This window comes from Streptomyces sp. NPDC050528, assembly GCF_044457795.1.
GTDB lineage: Bacteria > Actinomycetota > Actinomycetes > Streptomycetales > Streptomycetaceae > Streptomyces.
In genome coordinates, this window is the sequence record NZ_JBITHH010000016.1 from 61,958 (window position 1) to 81,674 (window position 19,717).

Sequence of the window (19,717 nt, forward strand, 5' to 3'; positions counted from 1 at the left end):
CGGATTGACCTTCCCCTTTGGTGAAGCCCCAGCATCGGTGACGGAACCGAAGGAGGCCGAGGTGCGCGTGAAGGGCACGGACATGCTGACGATCGGGGCCTTCGCGCGGGCGTGCAGGCTGTCGCCGAAGGCGCTGCGGCTGTACGACGAGCTGGAGCTGCTGCGGCCGGCGCGCGTGGACCCCGACAGCGGATACCGGTACTACGCGGTGGCACAGCTGGAGCGGGCGCGGCTGGTCGCGTGGCTGCGGCGGCTGGGCATGCCGCTGGCCGGGATCCGTGAGGTGTGTGCCCTCGAACCGGCCGCCGCAGCCCGCGAGATCCGTGCCTACTGGGCCCGGGTCGAGGCGGAGACGGCGGTGCGGCGGGATCTCGCCGGGTTCCTCGTCGACCATCTCGCGGCCGGACCGGCCGTACCGGGAAAGGACACCACCATGCTGGAACTGCGTTATGCCGCCCACTCGGACCGCGGCCGGGTCCGCCCCTCCAACCAGGACACCGCGTACGCGGGCACCCGGCTGCTCGCGGTCGCCGACGGCTTCGGCCCGGCGGGCGCGCCCGCGAGCGGCACGGCGGTGGAGGCGCTGCGCTTCCTGGACACGGAGGAGGTGCCGGCGGGCAATGTCCTCAACCTCCTGGAGGACGCGGTACGGGGCGCCACCGACGCGGTCCGTGACGTGGCCGATCCCGGCGAGAACGGCACGACCCTGACCGCGCTGCTGTGGACGGGCTCGCAGCTGGCGCTCGTGCACATCGGGGACTCGCGCGCGTATCTGCTGCGCGACGGCGGGCTGTTCCGGATCACGCACGACCACTCGGTCGTCCAGTCGCTGATCGACGAGGGCCGGCTGACACCGGAGGAGGCCGGCTCGCACCCCCAACGCGCGATGCTCCTCAAGGCGTTGACGACCGGCACCCCCGACCTGAAACTCCACGACACCCGCCGCGGCGACCGCTACCTCCTCTCCTCGGACGGCCTGACCGCCGTCGTCCCGGAGCACCGGATCCGCGAACTCCTCACCGCGAACCCGGACCCGGAGGAGGCGGTAAGGGCCCTGGTCGACGCGGCGAACGAGGCCGGGGGTCCCGACAACGTCAGCTGTGTGGTGGCGGACGTGGTGTAGGAACGGGGGTGTCCCCGGTACCTGGGGACCGTTGCCCCGACGGCTAAGGAGTGCGCCGCGTGTCCACCCTCTTCCCGGCCCTGACCAACCCGGGCGAGCAGCCCGCTCTCCGGTTCGGTGACCGGTCCCTGACCTACGCGGAGTTGGGCGCGGCGGCGGACGCCCTCGCGGCCCGGTGCGCGGGCACCGGCCGGGTCGCCGTGTGGGCCACCCCCTCGCTGGAGACGGCCGTCGCGGTGATCGCCGTACTGCGGGCGGGAGTCGCGGCCGTCCCCCTCAACCCGAAGTCGGGCGAGAAGGAACTCGGCCACATCCTGACGGACAGCGCCCCGACCCTGGTACTGGCGGCTCCGGGTGACGAACTGCCTTCTGCGCTAGGGCACTTGGAGCGCGTCGACGTCGACGTGCAGGGTGCAGGGGTGGACCGTCCGGACGTCTCCCCCGACGACGAGGACCCCGCGCTCGTCGTCTACACCTCCGGCACCACCGGCCCGCCCAAGGGTGCCGTGATCCCGCGCCGGGCGATCGCCGCGACGCTGGACGCGCTCGCCGACGCCTGGGAGTGGACCGGCGACGACGTGCTGGTGCACGGGCTGCCCCTGTTCCATGTGCACGGCCTGGTGCTGGGCATCCTGGGCCCGCTGCGGCGCGGCGGCTCGGTGCGGCACCTCGGCAGGTTCAGCACCGAGGGCGTGGCACGGGAGTTGAACGACGGCGCGACCATGATGTTCGGCGTCCCGACGATGTACCACCGCATCGCCGAGACCCTCCCCGACGACCCCGAACTGGTCAAGTCCCTCGGCCGCGCACGCCTGTTGGTCTCCGGCTCGGCCGCGCTCCCGGTCCACGACCACGAGCGGATCACCTCGGCGACCGGCCGCCGCGTCATCGAGCGCTACGGCATGACGGAGACCCTGATGAACACCAGCGTCCGGGCGGACGGCGAGCCGCGCGCGGGGACGGTGGGGGTCCCGCTGCCCGGTGTGGAGTTGCGGCTGGTCGAGGAGGACGGCACGCCTCTTGCCTTGTACGACGGCGAGAGCGTGGGCGAGATCCAGGTGCGCGGCCCGAACCTCTTCACCGAGTACCTCAACCGGCCCGACGCGACGGCCGCCGCCTTCACGTCCGACGGCTGGTTCCGCACCGGCGACATGGCCGTGCGCGACCCCGACGGCTACGTCAGGATCGTCGGCCGCAAGGCCACCGACCTGATCAAGAGCGGGGGTTACAAGATCGGCGCGGGTGAGATCGAGAACGCCCTCCTCGAACACCCCGGCGTCCGCGAGGCCGCCGTCACCGGCGAACCGGACCCCGACCTGGGCGAGCGGGTGGTGGCGTGGATCGTGCCGACGGATCCCCAATCCCCGCCGGAGCTGGGTGAGTTGGCCGACCATGTGGCGAGCCGCCTCGCCCCGCACAAGCGCCCTCGGGTCGTCCACCACATCACGGAACTCCCCCGCAACGACATGGGGAAGATCCTGAAGCGCTCCCTGACCCATGACTGAGCGCCACTCGGCCCGCGAGACCCTGGCCCTCATCACGGACGACACCACCTTCACCGAACTCCCTTACCCAGCACGGGAGTCCAAGCCGGACGGCCCCCTCGCCTGGCAGGGCTACGACGCCTCGCGCGCCCGCGCCGCCGACCGCACGGGTGAGTCGGAGTCTGTGATCTGCGGCACGGCGACGGTCGCGGGCACGCAAGCGGTGCTGATCGCCTTCGAGTTCGGCTACCTCGGCGGCTCGCTCGGCGAACGCACCGGGGACCGGCTGGAGGCGGCGTACACGTACGCCCGTGAACACCGGTTGCCGGTCGTGCCGTTGGTCGCCACCGGGGGCAGCCGGATGCAGGAGGGCATGATCGCCCTCGCCCAACTCCAGCGCGTGGCACGCCAGTCGGCACTCACGAGGGAGGCCGGCCTCCCCCAGATCGCGGTACTGCGCGACCCGACCACGGGCGGCGGCTGGGCCACGCTCGGCGCGGGCGCCGATGTGATCCTGGCCCTGCCCGAGGCCCAGGTCGGCTTCGCGGGCTCCCGCGTCCGGCCCCCGGACGCCGACCCGACGGCGTACACGGCGGAGGCGCAGGTGGCGGCGGGCGCGGCCGACGCGGTCGTAGAACCGGAGGAGTTGAGGGAGACCCTGGGGAGGTGGCTGCGGTTGCTGACCACGCCGTGGGTGGGGCAGGCGCCGGTGCCTGCTGCCTTCGGGGCGACCGATCTCCCGGCCACGGGATGGGAGGCGGTACGGCGTGCCCGTTCACCCCAACGCCCGCGTGCCGACGCCTACTTGGACGGCTACTTCACTCACCGGCTCGCGATCAGCGGTGACCGGTGCGGTGGCACCGATGCGGGGATGCTGTGCGGGTTCGGGGAGCGGGAGGGGCGGACGGTCGCGTATGCCGCGCAGGCCGGGACGGCGACCCGGCCCGCCGGTTATCGCACCGCCGCCCGGCTGATCCGGCTCGCCGACCGGCTCGGCATCCCGGTGCTGACGCTGGTGGACACCCCGGGTGCGGCGAACGACGCCGAGGCGGAACGGCAGGGCGCGGGCGCGGCGATCGCCGATCTGTTCGGCGCGGTGGCGTCCGCCCGGACTCCGCTGACCACTCTGCTGATCGGGGAGGGCGGTTCCGGCGGTGCGCTGGCGCTGGCCGCACCGGGCAACACCTGGGCCACACCGGACAGTTACTTCTCGGTGATCGCCCCGGAGCTGGCCGCCGCGATCCTGAAGCGCGCACCGGAGGAGACAGAGCCGACGGCTGACCAACTCCGCATCCGCCCACAGGACTTGGCGGAACTGGGCGTGATCCGCACCCGGCCCGCATGAGCAGGAGAGCGCCGCCCCCTCTCCCAAGGAGGCGGCGCCGGCTTGCGTCACGCGCCCCAAAGGGGCGCGGGGAACTGCGCGACCAGCCACAACGGCGCCGCACTGGAACGACGACACATCGCGGCACTTCCAGCGGAGCGCCCTAGCGGACTCCCACCGCTCGGGTGATCTCCTGCCGCACGGAGCCGCCCTTGTCATCGCCGGCGGAGGCCCGCAGCGAGATGTACCGGGCGCCGCGCGGCACGGTCAGCGTCCCGTGCCACTTCGCGTCCGCCCCGCCGAGCCGTACCGACCGCCACGACTTCCCGTCGTCGTACGACACTTGGAGCGTGCCGCCGACGATCGTCCCGGTGTCCGGCGCGCCCACCACGTACGAGGCGCTGATCCCGACCGGCACCCGGCCGCCGCCCCGGACATCGCCCGCGAGGTTGGTGTCGATGTCGAAGGCGAGGTTGAGGAGGGGCAGGAAGGTCCAGCGATCGGCGGGCGTGGCCGAGGAGTTGAAGGTCCACTCGGCGTGGCCCTTGGTCGAGAGTTCCCAGCGGTCGGGGTCGAGGGCGGTGTCGGTGACGACCTTGTAGGTGTGTTCGTCGGCGGGCGCGTCCCAGTCGTAGGCGCCGGAGCTGGTGCGGCTGTCGACCAGGGTGCCGTCCCGGTACACCTGGGTGGTCTGGGTCATGCCGCTGTCGGCGCTCCACGCATCGCCGAATCCGGTGTGGTCGGGCCCGGAGTCGCCCCACCCGGGAGTGTTGAACTGCAGCTGGTTTCCTGATCGTTGCTGCCCCCACCCGAGCCCGGTGCCGAGCCACGGATGCCACACCGGCTTGAACCAGTCGAGGGTGCGATGCTCCCCGGCCGTGTACTGCACCAGTCCGCTGCGTTCCTCCAGCGTGCCGTCCCCGACCGTCACGGACTCCGACCACCGCTGGCCAGGGCCGGTCGACACGTAGTCCGTCCGCTCGGCCGGGTAGTCGATCCGTTCCCGGAAACCGAGGCCGATGGGGAAGGCATCGGTGATCGAGTAACGGAACTCCCCGCCGCTCACCGGCTTTACCGCATGGAACTTCGTGTCCAGGACGGCGAGTTGACTGCGACTGGGCGCGTAGGTCAGATCGGCGTCCGGGATCGCGCCCTGGTGTCCGGCCGAAAGGTCGTACGTGTAGGGCGTGTTGCGCGTCCCCGTCATGTCGACCGTCTTCGCCGCGCGCAACCGTGCCGCGTCGGCCGCGTTCACCGAGGCGATCTGCAACGTGCGGTCGGAACCGTCGTCCGCACCCCACCACGCGCTGAGCCGCCCGGCCACGTCGTCCGTCACGAACAACGCCTTGACGCCCGCGTCTTGGGCGGCCTGCGCGAGTGCGACCGGATCAGTGCCGTCGCCATCGCCGTCGTCATCGGCGAGGTGGACGAGCACCGCGCGGCCCCGGACGGCACCGGTGATGGGACCGTCCCCGACATCCACCAAGGGCAACCGGCCGTGCCCCTCGATCAGCGTGCCGCCCGACTGGACGACAGCCTCACCGACCCCCTTGACCTCCAGCAACGGTTTCCCGAGCCGCCACACGGTCCGGTACTCGAAGCTGCCCTGGGTAACCTTGTCCGTCGGGGCGGCGAAGACGCTGTCGTACATCACCGGCACCTGAACCGCGTCGAAGAGATCGGAGCCGTTCGCGTTCCGGTCGTACTCCATGACCAACTGCCGTGTCTCGACCCGCTGTTGGACCTTCGCACTGACCTCCCTGAGCCGCCGCCCGTCGAGCGTGACCTCACGATCCCGGTCGAGGGTGATCTGCGGCGCCGCGAGGAAACCGAGCCCGAGGGAGTCCGCGCCGTGGCTACCGCGCACGTCGAGGAAGGAGGTGAGGCTGTAAGTCCCGGGCTGGAGAAGGAGTTTGAGCGTCCCGGAGTCGCCGACAGCCTCCGGGTACGGGTCGTAGCCCTGCGCCAGCCGCTGCACCACCAGGTCGGCGGCCGTGGCAGCCCCGTCCCGGTCCTTCACGTGGACGGTGAGCGTGTACCGCTCCTCCTCCTTGACCAGCCCGAATGCCGTGTGCGCTACGGGAGTTCCGGCGACGGAGGCGACGATCTGCCCGCTGGTGTTGCCGACCTCGGCCTGCGCACCGTCGCCGGTCACGGTGGTGGAGGCGGTGCCGTGTGCGGGCACGGTGAGGGTGGAGTCGGCGAGGGTGGCGACACCGGCCGGGGCACCCTGGGCCACAAGGCTCAACTGAACAGCACTGTCGGATGAGTTGGCGTAGGTGAGGGTCTTGGTGACCGGCTTGTTCGCGTCGTACGGCCAGCTGTAGAAGCCGAGGTCGGCGCTGCCGGTGGCGGTGATGCGGGCATCGACGGCATCGGGCACGTTCACCCGACCGGCGCCCAGCTCATAGACCGAAGCGTCGAGTTGCCTGGACGTGGACATCAGCGCGTCCTTGATCTCCGCGCCGGTCCAGTCGGGGTGTTCCTGGGCGAGCAGCGCGGCCACGCCCGCCACATGCGGGGTCGCCATCGACGTACCGCTCATGGAGGTGTAGTACCCACTGCCGGCGACGAGTTGGGAGCGGGCGGCGAGGATGTCGACGCCGGGGGCGGAGAGGTCGGGCTTCAGGGCGTTGTCGCCGTAGCGGGGTCCCGCGCTGGTGAAGTAGGCGGCCTGGTCGTTCGCGTCGACCGCGCCGACGGTGAGCGCGGAGTCGGCGGCGCCGGGTGAACCGATGGACGAGGGGGTGCCGGTGTTCCCTGCGGCGATGACGAAGAGCGCCCCGGTCTCGCTGCTCAGCGTGTTCACGGCCTGGGCCATGGGGTCGGTGCCGTCGCTGGGTTCGGTCGAACCGAGGCTCATGGACACGACCTTGGCGTGCACGTCCCGCGCGGCCCACTCCATCCCGGCGATGATCTGCGACTCGCTCCCGGACCCCTGGTCGCTGAGCACCTTGCCCACGGCGAGGGTCGCGTCCGGGGCAACTCCCTTCTCCTGTCCGGCGGATGCGGCTCCGCTGCCGCCGACGGTGGAGGTGACGTGGGTGCCGTGTCCGTTGCGGTCGGCGACGTCCTCACCGTCGATGAAGCTCTTGGTGACGGAGACCCGTTGGGCGAGGTCGGGGTGGGAGAGGTCGACTCCCGTGTCCAGTACGGCGACTGTGACGCCCTTGCCGGTCAGCCCGGCCTCCCAGGCGTGCGCCGTACCGATCTGCGCGTTGCTCTCGGCCATGTCGGCGGTGACCCGCCCGTCGAGCCAGACCTTCCGCACCCCGTCCTGCCGGGTGAACGCGCTCCAGAACCCGCGCCCCTTGTCCGCCTCGACGGCCGCCCCGCGCACACTCGCGAGGGTCCGTATCCGCTCGGCGTCGCGCGGGGTCGCGGCCTGTGCCCCCTTGTCGTAGGTCACGATCAGCGGCAGCTCGTCGGTCGTCCGGTCGGCGAGGCCCTGCCGCAGCAGCTCGCTCACGTCGAAGAGCCGACGGTCGAGGGTGCCCGCCCGTAGGTAGGGGAGCACCTCGTCCGGTACGACGGTGATGTCGCCGTTGGCCATCCGGGTGCGGACGGCGCCGGTGGCGCCCTGGGCGCGCTCGACGCTCACGGCCTTCCGGCCGCCCGCGAGGTCGGTGACGGTGACCTTGTCGCCGGTGACGAGGGTGACGGTGCGGGTGGTGTCGGTGGTGCGGGTGATGTTCGCCGTAGGAGTGGCGGTGGTCGTGGGAGTCGCGGTGGCCGCCTGCGACTGTGCGGCCGGCAGCAGCGCGACCACGAGCCCGGCGGAGAGCAGCACCGCCCCGCGCCCGACTGGTCCCCTGCTTCCTCCGCGTCCTCTGCGTCCTCTGCGTCCTCTGCTCATGCACGCCCCTCTTCGTCGCATCGCCGAGTCGTCGAGTGCTGCGAAGAGTGTCGTGTGCCGTGTGGCGCAAGGGAGTTGAATGGGGCTGGCGGATTGACGCCCCGGCGGTTTTCCGCCAACGCGGCGTCACGAGGACGGCCCCCACTGCCCTTTACGCGCCCTTTAAGTCGGGCATTACGGACAAATACCCCCATTCAGCGGCACCCCACCCGGCCCACCACAAGACGCGCCCGCTCCCTCACCCCCGCACGATGCGAAAGAGGCCCGCCGCCCGGCGAAGCCCCGGTCCGCGCTCTCGGGAGAACCTGCCATGACCGTCAGTCTGGAGCAGTTGCGACGCTGCCATTTCGCCGTCGACCTGGGTGCCGCCCGTACCCGTGTCTACGTCAAGGGCGCCGGGCTCGTCGTCGACCAGCCGTCCGCCGCCGCCGTGAACACCCGGACCGGCGCGCTGATCGCCGTAGGAGAGTTCGCGGAGAAGATGACGGGCCGTACGCCCGACTACATCCGGGTGGTCCGGCCGGTGTCCGGCGGGACCGTGGTCGACATCGAGATGGCGCAGCGCATGCTGCGGCACCTGATCGGCGACAAGGTGCGCCGCGCGCTGCGCCGCAAGCCCCGGCTGCGGGCCGCCGCCTGCACCCCGCACGACGCCGATCCGCTGGCGCAGCGGGCCGCGATCGAGACGCTGGTCGGGCTCGGGGCGCGCCGGGTGGAGCTGGTCGACACGCTGATCGCCGCCGCCGTGGGCTGCGGGCTGCCGGTCGAGCGGCCCGAGGCGACCATGATCATGGTGTGCGGGGCAGCCGCGACGCAGGTCGCCGTGCTCTCCCTCGGCTCGATCGTCACCGCCGAGCGCATCCCGGTGGGCGGCGAGGCCGTCGACCACGCGATCGTCCAACACCTGCGCCACGAACACGAGTTGATGCTTCCGAGCCAGTCCGTACGGCCGCTTCAGGTCGCTCTGTCCGGCAACGGACTCACCCCGCACGGCCCGACCACCACCGAGATCCACGGGCGGGACGTGGCGAGCGGCCTCGCGCGTTCCGTACGGGTCGACACCGCGGCCGTGCGGGACGCGATCGAGACCCCGCTGACCGCCGTGCTCGACGGGATCGGCCGGGTGCTGCGCAACTGCCCGCCCGACCTGGTGGCCGACCTCGCCGACCGCGGGATCATGATGGTCGGCGGCAGCGCGCTGCTCCCCGGCTTCGACCAGATGCTGCGCGCGGCGACCGGGATGCCGGTGCACATCGCCGAGCGGCCGGACGTGTGTGCCGTACAGGGCCTGGGTTACATGCTGGAGGGCAAGATCGAGCCGCTGGTCCTGGACCCGCTGGCCACCACCTGAGCCCCGATCCGGCCGAGGTGAACGACGGCGTCCCCGATCTCTCGCGCCTCCTCGAAGCCGTCCTGAGCGTCGGTTCCGAGCTCGAACTGCGCACCACGCTCCAGCACATCGTGGACGGCGCAGCCGAGCTGACCGGCGCGCGGTACGCGGCGCTGGGGACCACGGACCCCGGGCAGGACGGCCTCACCGAGATCCGCACGGGCGGGGCCGAGCCGCCGCCCTCGGGGGTGCTCAGCGTGCCGATCAACGTCCACGACGAGGTGTTCGGCCACCTCCATCTCGCCGGTAAGCGGCACTCCGCGCCCTTCACCGCCGAGGACGAGCAGCTCCTGCACGTGCTCGCCGCGCAGGCCGGCATTGCGATCGGCAACGCCCGCCTGTACGAGACGGCCCGGCAGCGCGAGCGCTGGATCGAGGGCGCGGCGGCCGTCACCACCGCCCTGCTCACCGGCGAGAGGGCGGCCGACGCGCTGAAGACGGTCGCGGAGGGCGCGCGGGCCCTCGCCGACGCCGCCGCGGGCGTGATCCTGCAGCGCACGGCGGCGGGCGGCATGGAGATCGTCACCGCGTCCGCCCACGACGACCCGGGCGACATCGTCGGTACGACCATCGAGCCCGGCAGCCCGGTCCTGGTCCAACTCCTGGGCGGCGAACCGGTGTTCATCGACGACTCGGCGACCGACCCGCGCATGACGACGCATGTACGGCACCGGTTCGGCCCGAGCATGATGCTCCCGCTGCAGGCGGAGGGCCGCCTCATCGGCACGCTCGCCCTCCCGCGTCGCCAGGGCGACCGTCCCTACACGGCCGTAGAACGCCTGCTGGCAACGCAGTTCGCGTCCCAGGCCGCGCTCGCGCTGGTGCTGGCCGACGCGCAGCACAGCCGGGAGCGCCTCGCGGTGTACGAGGACCGTGACCGGATCGCCCGCGATCTGCATGATCTGGTGGTCCAACGCCTGTTCGCCACAGGCATGATGCTGGAGTCCACGCAGCGCAGAACCGGGGAATCGGACGCGGCCCACGAGCTCCTCGGCCGCGCGGTGGACGAACTCCAGTCGACGATCCAGGAGGTCCGCACGGCGATCTTCGCCCTGCAGCAGCCTCCGGCCGAGGCTCCAACGTCCTTGCGCGGCAAGGTGCTTCGCGAGACGGCCGCCGCCTCGGCGACTCTGGGCCTCTCCCCCTCGACCCACTTCACGGGCGCGGTGGACACCGTCGTCCCCGACCGGGTGGCGGCCCACCTCCTCGTCGCCCTCCGCCGCGCCCTCGCCCTCGCGTCCCGCCATGCCGGCGTCTCCCGCCTGGAGATCACGATCGACGTGACGACACCCCTGCCGGACGGCAGGGGCGCCGTACGGCTGAGGGTGTACGACGACGGAGGGACCGGCGGTACGACGGTGGACTGGCAGTCGCCCCTGGGGAGTTAGTTCCGGGGTCTCAGTACGGCAGGAGGCGCCCCGACGGCGTCCTGCGGTCGATGGTGTCGTCGCGAGGCGTGATGGGCCGACGATTGACGCGAACACGGATCTGTCGGTTCATGGCGCCCTCCCGAGGCTCATATCTCCTATGCCCCTCTCCTATGCCCCACACTCGCCCTCGCGACTCCCAACAACATCAAGTCCGTACGGTGAGACCCATGACGACCACGTTCACGCTGCTGCATCCCGGCGCCATGGGCGCGAAAGTAGGCGGTCAGGCGACCCGTACGGGCACCCGGGTGCTGTACGTCCCCGCGGGCCGCAGCCCCGCCAGCCTCCAACGCGCCCGGGAGGCAGGCCTGGAGCCCGCCGAGTCCCTCGAATCCGCCCTGGCGGTAAGCGACTTCGTGCTGTCGGTCTGCCCGCCGCACGCGGCGGAGGACGTGGCACGGGAGGTCCTCGGTCACCCGTTCCGGGGCGTGTACGTCGAGGCCAACGCGATCAGCCCGGACCGTACGCGGCGCATCGCGGCGGCGTGCGCGGAGCGGGGTGTGCCGATGGTGGACGGTTCGATCGTCGGCGGTCCGCCGGGACCGGGCAGCGCGCCGCGCCTCTACCTGAGCGGCGACGGGGAGCAAGTCGCCCGCGTGGCAAGGGCGTTCGAGGACACGCAGGTCGTGGCCCGCCCCCTGAACGCCTCGCTCGGCGCCGCGTCGGCGCTGAAGATGGCGTACGCCTCGTACCAGAAGTCGGCCCGTGTCCTGGCCGCCGTGTCGCACGCCCTCGCCGCACACCACGGCGTGGCGGCCGAACTCGCCCGCGAGGCAGGGTCGTTGACGTCCAACATCCTCGCCGAGACCGACCAGCTCCCCAGCGTCGCCGCCCGGGCCTGGCGCTGGGCACCGGAGTTGGAGGAGATCGCGGCGACGCTGCGCACGGCGGGACTGCCGGCGGAGATGGCGGAGGGAGCGGCGGCGGTGCTGGGGCGGTGGGCGGACGACAAGGACGACTACGACCTGCCGCTGGAGGAGGTACTGGCCCACCTCAAGGCGGAGGACTGACTCAGGGCGCAGGCGTCGGCCCGACGCTCCGCAGCTCCCGCACGGTCCCGCCGAGCCGGGAGCGGAACCCCTCCAGCAACTCGGGCACCGCACTGACGACCCAGCGCGTCCCGACGAGGTACTTGCCGCCGTAAATCGCGGCACTGTCAAGCCAGGTCACCTGGAACCGTTCCTCCGGGAAGGTGGTGATCCGGTACTCCCCCTGCTTCGTACGGCACACCCCTTCGCGCAGCTCGTCGGCGTCGATCCGGATCTCGGCGGTGCACCCGGTCAGCCCGGCGATGACCTCGACCTTCGCGGGGGCGACAACTCCGGCCTCGGGGGCGGCGGTTACGGCGGTCCGGGTCGCCGCCGCCCGCTTGCGATCGGCGGCGTCGTCGCCCTCTCCGCCACCGCACGCGACGGCGAGCGGAAGCAGGGCGAGCGCGGCGCCCCGGCGGAGGCGGGCGGTGTGTCGTCGGGTGGGCTGCTGTGTGCGGGGGGTCATGTCAGGGGGTACGGGTGCGTTTTGGTGGCCGTTCAAGCCCGCGGATGCGAATTCAATGTCCCGTGGACGCCGGTCGGGGGTCGGTTCCGGCCCGCGGGAAGGAATGCATGACGTATCGGACGACGGACAGCGCCACCGCGATTCTCGAAAGCCTGCTCGGCGACGAAGGGGCGGCCGATCCCTATCCGTTGTACGAGCGGGCCCGGGCGCTCGGGCCCGTGCTGCCGGCCGGGGACGGCACGCTGCTGGTGACCGGTTAAGAGGAGGCGGAGCGACTGACGCGGGACCGGGCTTTCGGGGTGCTGAGCGCGAAGACGCGCGGGGTGATCGACCCCGGTTTCGCCGAGCAGCTCTCGCAGCGCATCATCAACTCCTCGCTCCTGGAGACCAATCCGCCCGATCACACCCGTCCGAGGGCCCTGGTCTCGCCGTTCTTCGCGGCCCGCGGGATTCCCGCGCTCGCACCGCGGATCGCGGCGGCGGTGGACGACCTGCTCGACGAACTGGCGGAGGCCGTCGCCTCGGCCGTGCTCGCCGAGCTGATCGGCGTCGCCTGCCGCACCCTCAACGAGTTCCGCGCGCGGCACGGCGTCGCGGGCATCGAGCAGCCGCCGTTCGTCCCGCCCGACACCTGGAACCGTTTCTTCCTGCCGCTCGCGAACCAGTACCTGTCACCGTTCCAGCACCAGGCGGTCCAGCTGCTCGCCATGTTCCAGAGCTACACCAGCATGGCGACCCCCTTCGAACCCACACGAAATGTGCACAACCCCGGGGCGGTCATGGAGACGGCGGTACGTCACTGGGCCGCGCGCAAACCGCGGTTGGCGCCGGCTCGGCCGCATCCGTGGACTCTGCTCGCGACGTAAGGGGGCCTCTCCGCACGGCGCCGGGGACATCGGCATATCGACACGGTCAACACCCCTTACGGAGCGCACATGTTGACTCCGTGTTAACCCGATGGAGTGACCTCTGGGGCCACGGTTGACGGTGATAGCATTCCGCCGTCTGCGACCTTGATCCACTTTTGTTCGGGCCCTGAGCCCGAACGCGCTCATCTCCTCGCGTAGATCAGTCATGCAGTCCCCTGGACGGGTTGCGGATTCCTGCAAGGCGTACTCGACGACGCCTGCATGCCACGCGCCGGGAAAGGTTTCCATGACTCAAGACGTGCTTCTTTGGTGCCTGGTTGCGATAGCGGTGATAGCCACAGCCGCAGTCGTCGCACTGGTGCTCCGCAGCAGAGCCCTGGGGAGAAGGAAGAAGGAGTCCGAGGCCACGCTCGAAGCGCGGCTGCGGTATGCCCAGGGTGAACTCGACCGCGTCCAGGCCGCGTTGGTGAAGATGCGGGACGAGCAGGACGATGTCATCCGCGAGGCGGGTCAGGCCGCCGAGGAGAACACCAAGGCGGTCCTCAAGGGCGCCGCCCGCTTCCTGCAGAGCCTCGCGGCCGAGCAGACCACGCTGCTGGACGGGGTCCAGCGCGAGTACGGCGGCCACGCGGTCCTCTCCGACCTGATGGACATCACCCACGCCAACGCCCAGATGGCCCGCAAGGCACAGGGCATCGCCGTCATGTGCGGCGCCCCGCTGGGCCGCCGCAACCAGCCCGCGAGCGTCTACGACGTCGTCCGCAGCGCCCAGAGCCAGATCCGCAACTTCCAGCGGGTCGAGATCATGCAGCCCAGCGGTATCGCGCTGAAGGCCTCCGCGGTCGCGCCGGTCGCCCTGGCCGTCGCCGAACTCCTCGACAACGCGGCCAGTTTCTCCCAGGCGGACGCACCCATCGAGGTCACGTTCCGGCAGGCGCAGAAGAACCTGTGCATCGTCATCGACGACGCCGGCGTGGGCATGAGCGACGAGGACCGGCAGCGGGCCAGCGCGCAGCTGTCCGGCGAGGGTCTCCCCCGGCTCTCCCAGCTGGGCACCCAGCCGAAGTTCGGTTTCCCGGTCATCGGTCTGATCGCCCGTCAGCACGGCTTCACGGTGGATGTCACCGGTGTCTCCCGGTACGGCGGCGTACGGGCCGTCGTCCTTCTGCCCGAGGAGCTGTGGACCATGGAGGAGGCCCTGCCGCCGGCCACCGAGGCGCCCGTGAGCAGCATCCGGCCGATGGAGACCGGACGCTCGGCGCGTACGGCGGGCGGTCTGCCGAAGCGCGGCTCCCGCATATCGCCCGCCGGTGTCCCCACGGGTGGGGAGACACCCCGCCGCAGTGCCCGGCGCGGCTCCGGCAGCCTGGCGGCCCTCCAGCGCGGTACGCAGTCCGCGCGGGACACGGCCTCCTTCGACACCTTCGACACCCAGACGCCCGGAGGGTCCGAAAACGCATGAGTACAGGAGACCTGTCCTGGATGGTCCAGGACATCGTGGACAACGTGCCGAGGGCGCGGCACGCGGTGGTGTTGTCCGCGGACGGCATCCCGCGCGGGTCCACGGACGACCTGACCGGCCAGGACGTGCGGACCATCTCCGCCGCGATGGCGGGGATGCAGTCGCTCAGCCGGGCCACCGCCCACTTCGCCGGGCTGTCCCGGGACCGGAACTGGATCCAGACGGTCATCGAGTTCCAGCACGGCTGGGTGTTCCTGATCGGGGCCGGGCAGGGTGCCTATCTGGCCGCCGCCGCGGAGCCCGACGTCGACATGGAGCAGCTCTCGTTCCGGATGAACCGGCTGGTCTCCCGGCTGGGCAACAACCTCACGGCGCCGCCGCGGGTGACGGCCGGCGAGGCGGCCCAGAGCGGGGACACCTCCGCCGCGCTGCGGGACGGCGGGGGCGGGAACGTCTTCGTGCTCGCGGAGCTGGACAAGGCGGTGGCGTCGGTGCCGGGCGCCCTGCACGCGCTGCTGCTCGGCGCGGACGGCCTGCCGCGCGGGGCGAGTTCGGGGATCGGCAGGAACCTCGCGGACACGATCTCGGCGGCCATGACCGGCATCCACGCCTACAGCCGGGCGACCGCGCCGTTCGCGGGCGGGCAGCAGGACGACGAGTGGATGCAGACGGTCATCGAGTTCGAGCACGGCTGGGTGTTCCTGATCGCGGCCGGCGAGGGCGCCTTCCTCGCGGCGGCCGCCGAACACAGCTGTGACATCGAGGAGTTCACCGTACGACTGGGCGACACGATGACGGCCCTGACCGCCGGGTCGGCGGCTCGGGGAGGAAGGACGGGCGATGAGTGACGAACTGGACGGCGAGCTGGAGCTGACGGCTCCATTAGTTCCACTCTTCGTCATCGCGCAGGGTCGCGCGCTGCCACGGGAGAGCGAGTACGAGCACACCACGATCATCACGGCCCAGGAGGGTGCCGTAGCGGCAGCTCGCACGCTGGCGCCGGAGGCCCGCACGGTCATGGACCTGATCGCGGACGGGTTCCTCTCGGTCGCCGAGGTCGCCGCGCACACCCGGCTGCCGCTGGGCATCGTCCGCATTCTGCTGGCGCAGATGGCCGAGGACGGTCTGATCCATGTGCGCAATCCGGTGCCCCACGCCGAACGCCACGACCCCGTCCTGCTGACCGCCGTACTCGACGGCCTGATGCGCATTCGAACCGGAGCGTAGTCCCGTGTATCTGGATCCCGACGTCTCCCGCTCCGTGAAGATCCTGGTCGTGGGCCACTTCGCGGTCGGGAAGACCACGTACATCGGAAGTGTCTCCGAGATAGAACCGCTGCAGACAGAGGAGGAGATCACCGAGGCCAGCGAGGGACTCGACGATCTCTCGGAGACCCCGGACAAGACGACCACGACCGTGGCGATGGACTTCGGGCGGCTCACCCTCGGCGAGGACCTGGTCCTCTACATCTTCGGAACGCCCGGGCAGGAGCGGTTCAAACAGATGTGGGAGGGGCTGTCCCGGGGGGCGCTGGGGGCGCTGGTCCTGGCGGACCCCGAGCGGCTGGAGGAGACGTTCCCCGTCCTCGACCTGGTCGAGGCGTTCGGTCTGCCCTATGTCATCGGCGTCAACACGTTCGAGGGGAAGCACCAGTTCCCGCTCGACGAAGTGTGCGAGGCACTCAACATCTCCGAGGAGACCCCGGTCGTCCACTGCGACGTCCGTGACCAGGACTCCTCGATGCAGGCACTCATCACGCTCGTGAAGCACCTCTTGTCCTCACTCGGCTAGGAGCCAGCATGCAACAGTCCTTCGACCCGTCCGGGGCGCCGGCCGGCTGCCCCGCCCACGGCAACGTCCCGCTGTACGGGTCCGAGTTCGGCTCCGACCCCGAGAGCACCTACGCCCGGCTGCGCACGCTGGGGCCGAGCGCCCCGGTCGACATCGCGCCGGACGTCGAGGTCGAGCTGGTGACCAGTTATGACGCCAGTCTGTACATCCTGCAGAACCCGACCCTGTTCGTGCGGGACTCGCGGCGCTGGAACGCGCTGAACGAGGGGAGGGTGCCCGCGGACAGCCCGGCCGTGCCCATGATGGGCTACCGCCCCAACGCCATGTTCAGCGACGGCGCGGCGCACGCCCGGCTGCGGCAGGCGGTCACGGACAGTCTCGCGACCGTCGACCAGAGCCGGATCGTCCGGCTGACGCAGCAGTCGGCCGACTACCTGATCAGCCAGTTCGGCTCCGAGGCCCTGGGGCAGGCGGAGTTGATGTCCGCGTACGCCCAGCCGCTGCCCCTGCTGGTCTTCGGTGAGCTGTTCGGCTGCCCGCCCGAGCTCGGCGACCGGGTGATCGCCGGAATCACCGGCGTCTTCCAGGGCGTCCCGGGTTCCGACGAGACGCTGGGCGGCGCGGTCGCCGAACTGATCGCCCTCAAGCGCCGGCAGCCCGGCGAGGACATCACCACCCGGCTGATGGTGCACTCCTCCCGGCTGACCGACGAGGAGGTGCTGCACCAGCTCGTGACGCTGCTGGGCGGCGGAACCGCGCCCCTGGCGGCCTCGATCGGCACCAGTGCCGCGCTGTACCTCAGCGACGACTGGCCGACCGGTCTGCCGGTCGAGGACGCGGTCGTGAAGACGTTGTGGAACTACTCGCCGATCGCCAACTACGCGGGCCACTACCCCACGCAGGACGTCGAGTTGGGCGACCGGACCCTCCGGGCGGGCGACCCGGTCGTGATCTCCTTCGCGGCGGCCAACACCGACCCCAAGCTGACCGCGCACCGCGAACAGCTCAGCTCCAAGGCCCATCTGGCGTTCGGCGCCGGCCCGCACGGGTGCCCGGCGAAGGACCCGGCCTTCATGATCACGGCCACGGCCGTCGAGTCCCTGCTCAACCGGCTGCCCGACGTCGAGATGCGCGTCCCCTTCAAGGAGCTCTCGTGGGTGCCGGCGCCGTGGAGCCGCCAGCTGGTGACCGTGCCCATCCGCTACACCCCGCGCGCCGTGCCGTCCTCGGCCAGGACCCAGCCCGCACGGCCGGCCTCCGCCCAGGCCGGGCAGCCGCCCATCGCGATACCTCAGCCGTCCGGCGCCGGCCGGCCGTCCCACGCCGCCCCGCGCCCCAAGGGCGGGATGTTCAGCCGCTTCCGCGCCTGGGTGAATGGCGAGTGACGCAAGCAACCCTACGAAAACACCGTGTTACTCGATGATTCAGACACCCTACGGATACGGATGGCGGCCGGCAGCGAGGAGCCACCCTCACGGGAAGCGTCACGCCTCCGGCATCCGACCGTCGGGCCACCGTCTCCCTGCTCCCCCGTCTTCGGACGGCTGACGAACGTCTTCGGACGGCTGACGAACAGGCCGATCCCTTCCCCGCGTACGCGGACCTCAGGGCGCGCGGCACCATGAGCCCCGCGCCCTGGGGCGGTCACCTCGTGACCGGCTACACCACCTGCGCCCACGTACTGAGCAACGGCTTCCGGCTCGAACCGGACACCGATTGGCGAGCACGGCAGGGGGCGCGCAGCGGCTAGCCCCCTCCTCACGCGAGATCAGCCGGACCCGGACCCTGCTCGCGCTCAACCCACCGGAGCACAGCCGGGTACGCCGGTTGTTCGGTACCTTCGACCGGGCGAGCGTCGAAGAGATCGGCTGCGGGGTGGGCCCCGTCGTCTACGGTCCCCTCGCCTCGCCACCTTGCACGAGCGCCTGCCCTCGTAGGCGGCCGACTTCATGGCACTGGTCGGCGAGGAACCCCGGCCGCGACCATCGCCGGACGGCTCGGGCTCACCAGCGCCGGCTGGTCCCGCCTCGCCTGCGCGCACTGACGCACGAGCAGGTCTTCTCCCAGGAGCCGCTCCCGAACTCCGGCCAACCGGCCCGGTCCGACGCCGCCATGGTGGAACTGCGGTCCTATTTCCGGGAGTTGGTGCACGACCGGCGCGCACACCTCGGGGACGATCCTGTCTCCGGGTGGATCCGCACCTGGGACGAACCGAACTCGAACCGGACCGGGACAAGGCAGACGAAGCCGTCTACTTCCTCGCTCTGTTCGTCCTGCTCTGCCAGCTCTGGAGCCGACCGCGACCATGCTGTCGAGCGTGGTTCTCCGGCCGGTCGAGGACCCTGGCCGCCGGAGCCCGCTCGCCGAACACCCGGAGCACGTCCCCGAGTTCGTGGAAGAGGCCCTTCGCTACGACTCTCCTCTTCGCCTCATCGGCCGGGTCGCTTCCGCGGACTGCCTCCCGGAGGGCGCCGAGATCCGGGCCGGGGAGATGGTCTACCTCATGGTGGGCGCCGCCTATTACGACCCCGTCCGGTTCACCGACCTCGCCCAGTTCACCGACCTTGACTCCTTCGCCCGCGTACGCACCCCTGGTGGCGTTCAGGCGACTCCTCAATTTGGACGTTGCACTGGCATGAACCCGCAATAACGCCCAGTACGGCCGCCCCCGCCCCGCCCCCATCTGGGACCCCGTGGACAGTACGGAAACCGCGCTCCCCGTCGGCTCCGCCGTGCTGGACGCACTCATCGCCGGGAGTTCCAGGAGACCCTGGCCGCCGATCCGACCGGGATCACGCTGCGGCGCATCGCGGGCAAGGCCCACCGGCTGTGCCAGGCGCTGGAGAACACCCACGCCGTCACCATCGCGCGGCTCCACGGGAAGGTCGTCGGCGCCGGCCTCGGACTCGCCGCCTACTGCGACCTGCGCGCGGGCGCGGACACCTGCCGTTTCCGTATGCCGGAGATCGGCCTCGGAAGGGCACCCACCTGGGGCGGCGCGATGGGGCGCCTGATCTCGGAGGCCCGCGCCGCCCGGGTCCGTGAACTCCTGCTCACCTGCGAGGAGTTCGACGCCCCCGCCGCCCACCGCCTCGGCCTCCTCCATCCACAAGGTCGCGCCCCTCGACGAGTTGGACGACGCCATCACCGCCTGGACCAGACCCCTCGCCCGGCGCTCCCCCAGGCGCTCGTCCTGACCCAACATCTGCTCGCCGGCTACGCGAAGGCCGCCCGCACCATCGACACCGCCCTCCTCGACTCCCACCACCTCGCCGCGCAACTCGCCCAGCCCCGCTGACCGGTGTCACGGAGAGGCGGCGGGCCGGGTTGAGGTGGGGCGGGTGCGGGGGGATACGGAGGGTGGTGCTCCGCGCGGTACCTCTGGTTTCCCTCAAGTCCTAGTGACACAGGTAATTCACATGTGATCAGATCTGGACGTTCCAGCAGGTCAGACCGCTGGACGTCCATCTACTTGCACCACAGAAAGGGA

The 19,717-nt window shown here is 71.2% G+C and carries 17 protein-coding genes and 1 pseudogene; 16 read left to right on the forward strand and 2 right to left on the reverse strand.

The window, feature by feature from the left end:
* The first annotated feature begins 82 nt into the window (after nt 1-82).
* From ACIBK4_RS41920 to ACIBK4_RS41930, 3 genes are read left to right on the forward strand one after another with little or no spacing between them, the layout of a single operon-like run.
* Nucleotides 83-1,123, forward strand: a complete 1,041-nt coding sequence (locus tag ACIBK4_RS41920) for a MerR family transcriptional regulator (RefSeq protein WP_399004239.1) — start codon at nt 83-85, stop codon at nt 1,121-1,123.
* Between the two features lie 59 nt (nt 1,124-1,182).
* Nucleotides 1,183-2,628 carry an acyl-CoA synthetase gene (locus tag ACIBK4_RS41925; RefSeq protein ID WP_399003931.1) on the forward strand — a complete coding sequence of 482 codons (1,446 nt, stop codon included), beginning with the start codon at nt 1,183-1,185 and terminating at the stop codon, nt 2,626-2,628.
* The gene (locus ACIBK4_RS41930) at nt 2,621-3,952 is read left to right on the forward strand and encodes a carboxyl transferase domain-containing protein (protein WP_399003933.1); all 1,332 of its coding nucleotides are present in this window, start codon (nt 2,621-2,623) and stop codon (nt 3,950-3,952) included. The genes ACIBK4_RS41925 and ACIBK4_RS41930 overlap by 8 nt, the downstream gene beginning before the upstream one ends.
* A gap of 142 nt (nt 3,953-4,094) precedes the next feature.
* Here ACIBK4_RS41930 and ACIBK4_RS41935 read toward each other — a convergent pair whose 3' ends face one another.
* Nucleotides 4,095-7,787, reverse strand: a complete 3,693-nt coding sequence (locus tag ACIBK4_RS41935) for a S8 family serine peptidase (protein ID WP_399003935.1) — start codon at nt 7,785-7,787, stop codon at nt 4,095-4,097.
* Between the two features lie 310 nt (nt 7,788-8,097).
* Here ACIBK4_RS41935 and ACIBK4_RS41940 point away from each other — a divergent pair, with 310 nt between their 5' ends.
* The 3 genes from ACIBK4_RS41940 to ACIBK4_RS41950 all read left to right on the forward strand — a co-directional run bounded on the left by ACIBK4_RS41940 (nt 8,098) and on the right by ACIBK4_RS41950 (nt 11,617).
* Complete coding sequence (locus ACIBK4_RS41940; protein WP_262057666.1) at nt 8,098-9,138, forward strand: rod shape-determining protein; 1,041 nt, start codon at nt 8,098-8,100, stop codon at nt 9,136-9,138.
* Nucleotides 9,139-9,155: 17 nt separating this feature from the next.
* On the forward strand, nt 9,156-10,565 hold the full coding sequence (locus tag ACIBK4_RS41945; protein ID WP_399003938.1) for a GAF domain-containing protein: 1,410 nt from the start codon (nt 9,156-9,158) through the stop codon (nt 10,563-10,565).
* Between the two features lie 209 nt (nt 10,566-10,774).
* Complete coding sequence (locus tag ACIBK4_RS41950; RefSeq protein ID WP_399003940.1) at nt 10,775-11,617, forward strand: DUF1932 domain-containing protein; 843 nt, start codon at nt 10,775-10,777, stop codon at nt 11,615-11,617.
* Nucleotide 11,618: 1 nt separating this feature from the next.
* On the opposite strand, the gene ACIBK4_RS41955 is transcribed toward ACIBK4_RS41950, so the two are convergent.
* Nucleotides 11,619-12,104, reverse strand: coding sequence for a hypothetical protein (locus ACIBK4_RS41955; RefSeq protein WP_399003942.1), 486 nt, complete (start codon nt 12,102-12,104; stop codon nt 11,619-11,621).
* A 107-nt stretch (nt 12,105-12,211) separates the two neighbouring features.
* On the opposite strand from ACIBK4_RS41955, the gene ACIBK4_RS41960 reads away from it, so the two are divergent.
* From ACIBK4_RS41960 to ACIBK4_RS42005, 10 genes and pseudogenes are all read left to right on the forward strand, one after another.
* Nucleotides 12,212-12,364, forward strand: coding sequence for a hypothetical protein (locus ACIBK4_RS41960; RefSeq protein WP_399003944.1), 153 nt, complete (start codon nt 12,212-12,214; stop codon nt 12,362-12,364).
* Nucleotides 12,365-12,403: 39 nt separating this feature from the next.
* Nucleotides 12,404-12,970, forward strand: a complete 567-nt coding sequence (locus ACIBK4_RS41965) for a hypothetical protein (protein WP_399003946.1) — start codon at nt 12,404-12,406, stop codon at nt 12,968-12,970.
* A 361-nt stretch (nt 12,971-13,331) separates the two neighbouring features.
* Nucleotides 13,332-14,435 carry an ATP-binding protein gene (locus ACIBK4_RS41970; RefSeq protein ID WP_399003948.1) on the forward strand — a complete coding sequence of 368 codons (1,104 nt, stop codon included), beginning with the start codon at nt 13,332-13,334 and terminating at the stop codon, nt 14,433-14,435.
* A 20-nt stretch (nt 14,436-14,455) separates the two neighbouring features.
* Nucleotides 14,456-15,283 (forward strand): roadblock/LC7 domain-containing protein, encoded by an 828-nt coding sequence (locus tag ACIBK4_RS41975; protein WP_399004242.1) that lies wholly within the window; start codon nt 14,456-14,458, stop codon nt 15,281-15,283.
* Nucleotides 15,276-15,662, forward strand: coding sequence for a DUF742 domain-containing protein (locus tag ACIBK4_RS41980; protein ID WP_318018371.1), 387 nt, complete (start codon nt 15,276-15,278; stop codon nt 15,660-15,662). Before ACIBK4_RS41975 ends, ACIBK4_RS41980 begins: the two co-directional genes overlap by 8 nt.
* 4 nt (nt 15,663-15,666) lie before the next feature.
* Nucleotides 15,667-16,227, forward strand: coding sequence for an ATP/GTP-binding protein (locus ACIBK4_RS41985; RefSeq protein ID WP_366434696.1), 561 nt, complete (start codon nt 15,667-15,669; stop codon nt 16,225-16,227).
* Between the two features lie 8 nt (nt 16,228-16,235).
* The gene (locus ACIBK4_RS41990; RefSeq protein ID WP_399003951.1) at nt 16,236-17,612 is read left to right on the forward strand and encodes a cytochrome P450; all 1,377 of its coding nucleotides are present in this window, start codon (nt 16,236-16,238) and stop codon (nt 17,610-17,612) included.
* A gap of 236 nt (nt 17,613-17,848) precedes the next feature.
* Nucleotides 17,849-17,977 (forward strand): hypothetical protein, encoded by a 129-nt coding sequence (locus ACIBK4_RS41995; RefSeq protein ID WP_399003953.1) that lies wholly within the window; start codon nt 17,849-17,851, stop codon nt 17,975-17,977.
* 567 nt (nt 17,978-18,544) lie between these two features.
* Complete coding sequence (locus ACIBK4_RS42000; RefSeq protein ID WP_399003955.1) at nt 18,545-18,877, forward strand: hypothetical protein; 333 nt, start codon at nt 18,545-18,547, stop codon at nt 18,875-18,877.
* Between the two features lie 99 nt (nt 18,878-18,976).
* Nucleotides 18,977-19,525 (forward strand): annotated as a pseudogene (locus tag ACIBK4_RS42005) (enoyl-CoA hydratase/isomerase family protein); the annotation flags it as partial.
* Between the last annotated feature and the right edge of the window lie 192 nt (nt 19,526-19,717).